A 1838-nucleotide genomic window follows, 5' to 3' on the forward strand; every position below is an offset into this window, starting at 1 on the left:
AACCAATGGGGTCCAGCTCTTAACAAGGTGGAGAACTGATATGCCTCGCGTGTAAACTTCTTGCAACCGCCACCACTAAAAGCGGCTTTCAAGCTGGTCTTTTACTCTACAAACTTAAGCAAATCATAATCTATTGCTTCTTCGATATGCTTTCGTACTTTAGACACTGGTATTTCCAAGTCTGTACATATTTGCGCTAGTGAGCGTGTACCATCGATGTGCTGAATGACTGTCATCCAATCTCCCTCACTCTCTTCGCTAAGTTCATATTCTATTTGGCCGTTAACAGCGATAAATATGCAAGTGCTTTGGTACATTTGGCTCGAGTTGCTGAGTAATTGTACGTTGTCCACTAATGCGACGGATCTGTCCAAACTTAATTCAGTTCGCCGTGTTGACATAGTTTCCTGTAACGCACTGTGCTCTTGCTCAGACCAATCTGTAATATTTAGAGAATCGAGGATGGTGTACGAATCACTTACGTGTTTATGGGGAATAGGCAGTTCTCTGGCCATTTTCTCCAGAAGGCCCATGTTTGTGATCTTTAGCAGCATTTCAACTCCTTGATATTCTGGGTCTTCAGGAATTGAATCAATCAGTCTATTAAGTTCTTTAGTACTTATTACCGAGTGTCTGTTGTCACCAAATGCTTCATTTAACAGCGCGTAATCATCATCTATTAATAAGTTGTACATCATACGCTGGGTATAACGTTGGTCTTGCCCCATAAAAAAAGGCACCTTAGGCCGCTCATAAAACCTTTCTGGTAGCCAAGGCTTCATGGCCTCTCTTAGTATACGTTTATCCCAGAACAAATCTTGATAGTACTTTTCAGGCACTTTGGCACAGAGTTCTACTAATTCGTGATCTAAAAATGGAACGCGACTTTCAATGCTATTACCTGATGAAGTTCTATCTTCATGCCACAGGTTGTACATTTGCAGGTTCTGGCGGTTCATTCGCGTATAGGTTTGCCACGGATGTGTGCTTAATTGACTGTTACTCGATACAGCCATAAATTGACGATGAACTAAATTTCCGTAATGGCTAATTTCGCTATTTTTCCCGCTGGATAAATAGTGTCTTTCTATTTCGTGCATTGTTTCCATCAATGCTGGCCATCCATAATTAGACTCATGCAAATCAGGACGAAATTTTTCTAGATAAAAGTGGCTATAACCGCCATTAAACTCATCGCTGCCCTGCCCCAATAACATGACTTTTAAGTTTGGGAAATGATGTCGAGCGTAGCGGTGTAAGTGATATTTATATAAGTGCTCAGCATCGATTTCCGGCGTTTCAAGTAACCAGACTAACTCTTTCCAGTGACTAGCCTTGAAGGAATTGTTGTGCCAAGAAAAGTTCACCTGATGGTTGTTCAGTCCAAGATACTGTGCCGCTTCGAAACTCGACTTTGCATCGCCATTTTGAAAGGTACTTTGGCTAAACACTGAGAAAGTTTGTAAATCTTGTGACTGTTTTGAAGCAAAGGCGGCAATAGCCACTGAATCAATACCACCGCTGAGAAAAAGACCAACGTCTACGTCTGACATAAGTCTTCTTGACACTGCGGTTTCTAGCGTCTGAGCATATTGTTCAATTATCTCTTCTTTACTTCGCGTATCTGCTAGCTGCTCTTCTTCAGTTAAACTTGGGTAGCTCCACCATACATGCTGATGAACCTGTGAATCACCAAGCCCAATCGATAAATAGTTACCTGCGGGTAAGTAATGTATACCTTTGAAGTACGTGGGTAAGGCTTGTTGCTTAATGAGTGGAGAATTTCGCCCACTTAAAGCCTGAAACCAGTCGAACTCGAGATATAGTCATTTCTGGTG

General features: G+C 41.8%; 1 protein-coding gene. It reads right to left on the reverse strand.

Annotated features, from left to right (window positions below; translation table 11 throughout):
- Window positions 1–101: 101 nt before the first annotated feature.
- On the reverse strand, window positions 102–1772 hold the full coding sequence (locus TW77_RS23865; protein WP_082079037.1) for an asparagine synthase-related protein: 1671 nt from the start codon (window positions 1770–1772) through the stop codon (window positions 102–104).
- Window positions 1773–1838 lie beyond the last annotated feature (66 nt).

The sequence above is a fragment of the Pseudoalteromonas rubra genome, from assembly GCF_000967655.1.
Classification (GTDB): Bacteria; Pseudomonadota; Gammaproteobacteria; order Enterobacterales; family Alteromonadaceae; genus Pseudoalteromonas; species Pseudoalteromonas rubra_A.